Raw genomic sequence first — 7,276 nt, forward strand, 5'->3', positions numbered from 1 at the left:
GACAATATTCCAAAAATGTTGTATATTCACGATGACGATTTCTGATGGAAAAATTACCTCTGATTTAGACTCTGCTATCAATCGCTACGAGGCAGCCTTGAGCGCGATCAATAAGGCATCAAATCCACAGCCCGAAAAAGTCCTAGAAGTTCTAGCGGCGCGGGATGTCCTTAGTGCCACTCTCGGCCGCACACCTCAACCTGCTCCTGAAAGTTTAATTACTGTACTTCAGTTAGACGATCGCTTGAAAGAACAGGCTGAGTCAATTAACGAAGCAGCCAACCTAGGTAGGTGGCGGCGCAGTTTCAATCCCCCGCAGGCTGCCTGGTGGTGGTACATCGACGAACTCCAGACGGCGTCAAAACAGTGGGACTGGCTGTGGGAATTGCTGAGTGTTGCTTGCTTAGTAACGACTACCAGCTTTATTGCCAGCATTCAGCCGCGGTTTGCAGTAGGCGGCGTCGGAATCACCGAAGCATTTGGGATGCTCAGCCACAGCGGGCTGACGCTGCTGGTAGCAGGCGGATCGTTCACGAAGGGGGGGCAGCAATTTGTTCAAGGCTTACTCAAGAATTTAAAAATTCCTCTAAAATACCAGTCTGAAGTTACTACCGGCTTGTCAGCAATCATGATGCTGAGCGCGCTCGCCCTCAACGCTTCCCTGCCACTTCTTGCTAAATATTACAGTCAAAACGGACAAAAAAATCTCCATCAAGGTCTGTTGGAGCAAGCAGGAAATAACCTCGACCAAGCGATCGCCCTCGACCCGCAGAATGCGGATTTTCACCTGTATCGGGGCGAAGTTTACGAAGCCCTGCTCAAATTTGACGACGCTCAAACAGCGTATCAAACTGCGTTGGCTGGGAACAAGTACAAAGCTTTCAACAATTTGGGGCGCTTAGCTTTTCTCAAAAAAGATTACACCCTAGCTGAGATGATGTTTCGCCTCGGTTTGGAGAATATTCAAACTGACGAAGTGAAATACAAGCTGTACAAAAACCTGGGATGGACCCTATTACAAAAAAAAAGCTACAGCGAAGCTATTGACAGCCTCAAAATTGCGATTGATATTGACGAAAAACAGGCGCCTGAGAACCGAGAAGGGCTAGCTCACTGCATCTTGTTCGAGGTGCTGCAAGCAGCTAAAAGCGACACAGAAAGTCTGGAAACCGAAAAGCAAAAATGCGCTGAAAACAGGGAAAAATTTGCAGCTTCGCGGGAGTTCGACTGGTACACTCACACATTGCAGCGCTTGGGAGCAATAAAAGCTGCTCCACAGCAGCCTCCGCCGACTCAAAAACCTTAGCTGAGCAAGTGCGCTCGCACAATCCAACTCCTTCGAGAGACAAATCGCCCGAAACTCACAAAACTATTAGACAGTGGCTTAATAGATAGAGTATCATTCAGGTGCATCAGCAATTATTAACAAAGCTATTCCAGAACAATTGTGCAAACACCTAATTTTTCCGAATTCAACCATCCTGTGGTCAAATCCCTGTTTCACCACAGCGATCAGGAATTATTGACCCTGTTTCAAAACCATCCCGATCAAGGTAGGTTCTTCACGGCTATTTTTTGCCGCTACGCTCAAATTGTACACTCCCTGATTCGCCATTCCGTGCGATCGCCCGTACAAGGCGATTACCTGTTTGCCCACACTTGGCTGCACATCTATCACGAACTCCGAGGTCTGGATTTGCGCCGCGAGATCCAAGAGTCTGATGGCGGAAATCTCAGTCTCCAAAACTGGCTGATTAATGTCACCGCAGTCTGCATAAATCAAGCTGAATTACCCCCTGTTGAGTCGATTCACTACTCTTTGCAATCGGCTCCGCCTCCCCTGTGGTGTTACGTCAAACAAGCCTTAGAATTGTTAGCGCCGCTGCCGCGTTTAGTGGTGTTGATGGCTCAGACTTTCCGCTGGAGCGAAACTCGAATTGCAGCTTATTTGCAAGCAGAAGGCGAAGCTATTTCGCCGGCTCAGGTAAAGGCTTTGCTGCAAAAAGGATATCAAAGTTTAGAATCCAACTTGCCGGAGGATATTCGGGCTATTTATCTAGATGAAAATCTCGATTATCAAGAAGCACTTGTCTAGATATACACGATATAAATCCGCCCTTTCTAGTTGTAGGGGCGGGTTTTACCCGAAATATTTGCTAGGACTAAAAGCATCGTAAACCCGTCCTTTCGCGAGGAATAAGAAAAAAATGGCTGTTTATCAAGTTCGGTTGGTGAATGAGGATCGGGCGCTCGATCGCACGATCGCAGTACCAGACGACCAGTATATCTTAGATATGGCAGAAGATGCCGGTATCCGCTTGCCGAATGGATGCAAGCAAGGAGAGTGTTCTGCTTGCGTTGTCAAACTGCTGAGCGGTGAAATCGACCAAAGCGAACAAAAGTTTTTGAAGCCGTCAGAATTGCAAGCGGGCTACGCTGTTACTTGTGTGGCTTACCCGCTTTCAGACTGCACTTTGTTAACGCATCAAGAACAAGTTTTATATCAAGCCACTCTTTATTTTAAGTAATAGGAGATCGGTTTTTTAGCATCGTGTCTGGTAGCCTCGCGGGGCGCCGAATTTGTTGGTAAAAGAGCGAATTATATTCGCCGATAAAATCGTTATCAAAGCAGATTTCTGTCATGTAAGGTGGGTGACTCTCCAGCATCTCGCTGCCAATTGAGTGGCTAGAAAGCCACGCACCCTAATGAGTATAGATAAACCCGCCCTTATAAATTCAGCAATTGTAGAATCCGCTGAAGCGGAATTTCCGCGAAATCTAAGCGGTAATTGAGTTCGTAGGCTAGCTCGGCAACCGCTTTTTCCAAAATGTAAGCATCCAGCAAAACTTGTAGTTCGGGGATAGATTTGGGCAAGAAATCTGCATCGGCTGCTGTTGCCAAATAGCTCTTAACAAAAGTGAGGCTGACCCAGCGGTGCCAAACGTTTGCCCACTGCTGCATCTCCGGGAGATTTTCAGGGCGAATCATGCCACTTTCTACTTCATTGCGGAGTGCCAAAGTAACAGCGTAACTCAAAGATTGCAGCATTCCCGCAACATCTCGCAGGGGCGACCTCTTCATCCGCCGCTCGCTTAAGGGTCGATCGCGTTCTCCTCCGAAATCAATAATTACGAAGTCTTTGCCTGTATAAAGAACTTGCCCGAAATGAAAGTCCCCGTGACAGCGAATTCTATCGGCCGTGATTCTCAAGTTCAAAATAGACTTGAAACGTTCCATGAGCAAATCTTCACGGTTGAGCAGCTTTTGCGCCGATTTTTGTACTTCTGGCGGCAGTTTGGACAGCCGTTTTTTCAGCTCCAGCAAAGTTCTTCCTGCCACATTTCTCATGTATTGATAGATGGAACGCTGGTAAAACGAGGTAAAGCTTTCTGGGGCAAAAGCGGGATTTTCTATGTCAGAAGCTAAAGCGAGGTGAAGTTCGGCTGTCCGCTGACCTAAAAGTTCGGCTGATGCTAAGTAAGAGCCGATGAGTTCGCGAGCTAATGCCGGAATTTCTAGGGATAAATCGGCTACTAGCGAGTTTGGCTGCCGCTGGGTTTGTCCGGTCACAGCGTTCGGCAAATAATTTTCCGGGGCAGTAGATAAATTCTCGCTGGAATGCTTTGCTTCTACTGTCATTACTTGCTCGAAATAGTCGCGCAGTGTGTCTAATGTATAAGACCAAGCATCTACGCTGTCGGGGATTAATTTTTGTAGGATTCCGACTGTAAGGACTTGTTTGGCTGGTGTGTGATATTCCAATGCTCCGGTAATTGGAGCGTAGTGTTGAATCGAGTTGCGCTCTGTTAAAAAGCGTCCTATTTCTAATTCGGGGTTGATTCCTTCCTCGACTTTTCGCAATATTTTCAGGACGAAGCGGTCGCCGTAACCTGCAGATGTATTGCTTTGTTCTTTTTTGAACAGGTGAGGTTCGAGCTGCGCTAACTCTTCTTCTGATTTGAATGCACTGTCGGCAATTCCTACCAGTTGACCTGCAACACCTCTGTAACTGCGAGAATTGCCGATCGCCCCCAGCAGTGCGCTCAGAAAACCTTTTTCCCCAGCAGCATCAAATAGTACCCCGATTTCCTTTTTGGTTTCAGGGAAGTGCAGGCGCGCGATCGCCCGATCGTCCACATCGCCTTTAATCTCTTCCCACCCTAAAGGCAAAACGTAAGTTTCCGGCATACCTTCAGTATAATTCAACTGCAAAAACAGAATGTAAACTTGAGATTCCTCTCCCGCGCTATCTTTACATTCAATCGGTAAAACCTCACTTATTTCTAAAGATTGAATTGTCCGATCTGAACCGCTAAACCAGCGATTCCGCCGCAAGTATCCCGGCAAAAGATTAAGCAGCATATCGCTTAACTGACTTGTAGCAAAAGCAGTTTTCCAATTACCTATCACCGCCAAAGTAGGCAAGTCTGTGGGCACACCGTGCAGCGAAAAATCTTCGTGTTTAACAGTAAGAGTAAACCAGTAAAACGTGTGAGGACTCAAACTCAAAAAGTAAGGTGACTCGCCAACGGTCGGAAACTCCGTGCGGCCGAAAATCTCCACGGGAACAGCACCTTTAAAGGGCGCAAGGTCTAATTCTGCCGTCTGAACGAAGCGTGACAAATTAGCCACTACGAGGATGTGTTCGTCTTGATAAGTGCGTACAAAAGCTAAAACTTTGCGGTTTTCCGGGTACAGAAACTCGCAAGTTCCACGGCCGAATGCTTGGAAGCGCTGCCTAATTGCAATCAGGCGTTTCATCCACCACCACAGAGAACTCGGATTCGCCCGCAGCGCTTCCACGTTAATAGATTCGTAGTGATATTCAGGGTCAACAATTGGCGGTGCGTACAGCCGCTGCGGGTTAGCACGGCTGAAACCGGCATTGCGATCGCCACTCCACTGCATCGGAGTTCTCACCCCGTTGCGATCGCCCAAATAGATATTGTCTCCCATGCCAATTTCATCGCCGTAGTAAAGCACCGGCGTACCCGGAAGAGACAGCAGCAAAGCATTCATCAACTCAATGCGGCGGCGGTTATTTCCCATCAAAGGAGCCAAGCGGCGGCGGATGCCCAAATTAATTCTCGCCTGAGTATCTTGAGCGTAAACCCGATACATATAATCTCGGTCTTCATCACTCACCATTTCCAGCGTCAATTCATCGTGATTCCGCAAAAATAATGCCCACTGACAATTATTGGGAATATGTGGAGTTTGCTGGAGAATGTCGCTAATTGGGAAGCTATCTTCCATGTGCAAAGCCATAAATAAACGCGGCATCAGCGGAAAATGAAAGTTCATGTGACATTCATCGCCAGCAGCGTAATATTCAACCGCATCCTCCGGCCACTGATTCGCCTCAGCCAGCAGCATCCGATTCGGGAATTTCTCGTCTACGTGCTGCCGCAATTGCTTCAGGAATAGGTGAGTTTCTGGCAGGTTTTCGCAGTTAGTACCTTCGCGCTCGTACAGGTAAGGCACCGCATCCATCCGCAGTCCGTCTACTCCCAGCGCCAACCAGAAATCTACCACATCTAAGATGGCTTGGCGGACGGCGGGATTGTCGTAATTCAAATCGGGTTGGTGGGAATAAAAACGGTGCCAGTAATAAGCTTTTGCTACCGCATCCCAAGCCCAATTAGAGGTTTCAAAATCTTTGAAAATAATTCGAGCATCTTGATATTTTTCCGGCGTGTCGTTCCACACATAAAAATCTCTTTCGTTACTGCCTTTCGGGGCACGGCGCGCTCGCTGAAACCAAGCGTGCTGGTCGGAAGTGTGGTTAACAATTAACTCAATAATGACCCTAATTCCCCGTTGGTGCGCTGCTTCTAAAAGGTCTTTAAAGTCATCTAATGTGCCGTAAATCGGGTTGACGGTAGTATAGTGAGATGTATCGTAGCCGTCGTCTCGGAGCGGCGAGGGAAAAAATGGCAGTACCCAAATTGCTGTTACTCCCAAGTTTTGCAGGTAATCCAGTTTTTCTGTCAGTCCTCTAAAGTCGCCAATGCCGTCTGCATTGCTGTCGGCAAAAGCCCGAACTGGTACTTCGTAAATAATCGCGTCTTTGAACCACAAGGGGTCGTCATTTAACATTGAGTTTGGCATGATTTGTAGCGAGGATTGGTAATTAGTAATTTGTACTTAAAATTTGGTAATTGGGATTTGTTAGTTCCCATCCAAACCGATAAATCATAACTCATAATTTGGCCGCAATTCCTCATGCCAGCGGCAGACTTTTAATCGTAATTTATTAACGCAAAACTTATAATTTCTTAACTATAAAGTCTCAACAATCTGTTTTGCTATTTCGGATACAGTTCACAATCCGGGTACTGTGCTAGCTACCGATGCGCGGTGCCCACCCTACCAAGGCGTGTCAACTTAAGCCTGAAACCCCTCTGTATCTCTCGCTGGTAGCCCAGTCTAGATCCCCCTAAATCCCCCTTGATAAGGCAGGGCGGTTTCATTCTCTTGTAGGGGCAGCAAAGAGTGGCTGCCCCAATCTCTGAAACACGAGCAAATCGTTGATGGGGAGGGTAGGCACGGGGAGTAGGGGTCGCACTACAAGAGTCAAAATTCATGTTTTTGGTGAGAATGAAACCGCCCTGCCTTGATAAGGGGGACGCGAGAGAACACTCTTGTCCCCCCCTTATTAAGGGGGGCTAGGGGGGATCGAGCCCTTGTTGACACTAAGCACACCCTACAGACTCAGGATTAGGTGGGGTATTTACTACCTGCCGGACGGTTGCCACGACATTACAGTACCTTGACGTTGATTGCTAATTTTCGTTACATTAGTTTACATAAAGCAACAAAAGTTAAGGAAAAAGCAAATATGGCTATTGTAATCGCTCTTTTAATCGTCGGTTGGGTCGCAGCAGCATTAATTGGCACTCAAGCATATTTCCTGGGCGAACAGTCAAAGCCTATCCACGAGCGGAATTGGAACGATGAGTCTTTTGAACAACTGGCAAAATCAGTGACGGGAACAGAAGTTGATTACCGCGTTCGCGTTCCCGCCTACAGCATGGATGCCTATGGCAGCCGCACCATGTCTAATTCTTGATATCAAGTAACAGGTTTCACCATTTTCAATAACAGGCATCTTGCCTGTTACTAATTTTCAATAACAGGCAAGATGCCTGTTCCACAAGAAAATGGATGGTTTGTGGAACAGGCATCTTGCCTGTTCCTAATTTTCAATAACAGGCAAGATGCCTGTTCCACAAGAAAATGGATGGTTTGTGGAACAGGCATCTTGCCTGTTCC

The 7,276-nt window shown here is 47.2% G+C and carries 5 protein-coding genes; 4 read left to right on the forward strand and 1 reads right to left on the reverse strand.

The genetic code is table 11. From position 1 onward, the window contains the following. The first annotated feature begins 31 nt into the window (after window positions 1-31). From QUB08_RS05675 to QUB08_RS05685, 3 genes are all read left to right on the forward strand, one after another. Window positions 32-1,306 (forward strand): tetratricopeptide repeat protein, encoded by a 1,275-nt coding sequence (locus QUB08_RS05675; protein WP_333223849.1) that lies wholly within the window; start codon window positions 32-34, stop codon window positions 1,304-1,306. A gap of 141 nt (window positions 1,307-1,447) precedes the next feature. Then, window positions 1,448-2,095, forward strand: a complete 648-nt coding sequence (locus QUB08_RS05680; protein ID WP_333223850.1) for a sigma-70 family RNA polymerase sigma factor — start codon at window positions 1,448-1,450, stop codon at window positions 2,093-2,095. A gap of 112 nt (window positions 2,096-2,207) precedes the next feature. After that, a complete protein-coding gene (locus tag QUB08_RS05685) occupies window positions 2,208-2,528 on the forward strand; it encodes a 2Fe-2S iron-sulfur cluster-binding protein (protein WP_333223851.1) in 321 nt (106 codons plus the stop codon). 200 nt (window positions 2,529-2,728) lie between these two features. On the opposite strand, the gene treS is transcribed toward QUB08_RS05685, so the two are convergent. Further along, window positions 2,729-6,100 carry a maltose alpha-D-glucosyltransferase gene (gene treS, locus QUB08_RS05690; RefSeq protein WP_333223852.1) on the reverse strand — a complete coding sequence of 1,124 codons (3,372 nt, stop codon included), beginning with the start codon at window positions 6,098-6,100 and terminating at the stop codon, window positions 2,729-2,731. 742 nt (window positions 6,101-6,842) lie between these two features. Here treS and QUB08_RS05695 point away from each other — a divergent pair. Then, the gene (locus tag QUB08_RS05695) at window positions 6,843-7,073 is read left to right on the forward strand and encodes a photosystem II protein, Psb35-related (protein WP_333223853.1); all 231 of its coding nucleotides are present in this window, start codon (window positions 6,843-6,845) and stop codon (window positions 7,071-7,073) included. Window positions 7,074-7,276 lie beyond the last annotated feature (203 nt).

Source organism: Microcoleus sp. BR0-C5 (genome assembly GCF_036705045.1).
In the GTDB taxonomy this organism is placed as follows: domain Bacteria; phylum Cyanobacteriota; class Cyanobacteriia; order Cyanobacteriales; family Microcoleaceae; genus Microcoleus.

Bases quoted from the DNA above. Each gene is read 5' to 3' on its own strand.
- QUB08_RS05675 (WP_333223849.1), top strand. From the start codon at position 32: ATGACGATTTCTGATGGAAAAATTACCTCTGATTTAGACTCTGCTATC.
- QUB08_RS05685 (WP_333223851.1), top strand. From the start codon at position 2,208: ATGGCTGTTTATCAAGTTCGGTTGGTGAATGAGGATCGGGCGCTCGAT.
- treS (WP_333223852.1), bottom strand. From the start codon at position 6,100: ATGTTAAATGACGACCCCTTGTGGTTCAAAGACGCGATTATTTACGAA.
- QUB08_RS05695 (WP_333223853.1), top strand. From the start codon at position 6,843: ATGGCTATTGTAATCGCTCTTTTAATCGTCGGTTGGGTCGCAGCAGCA.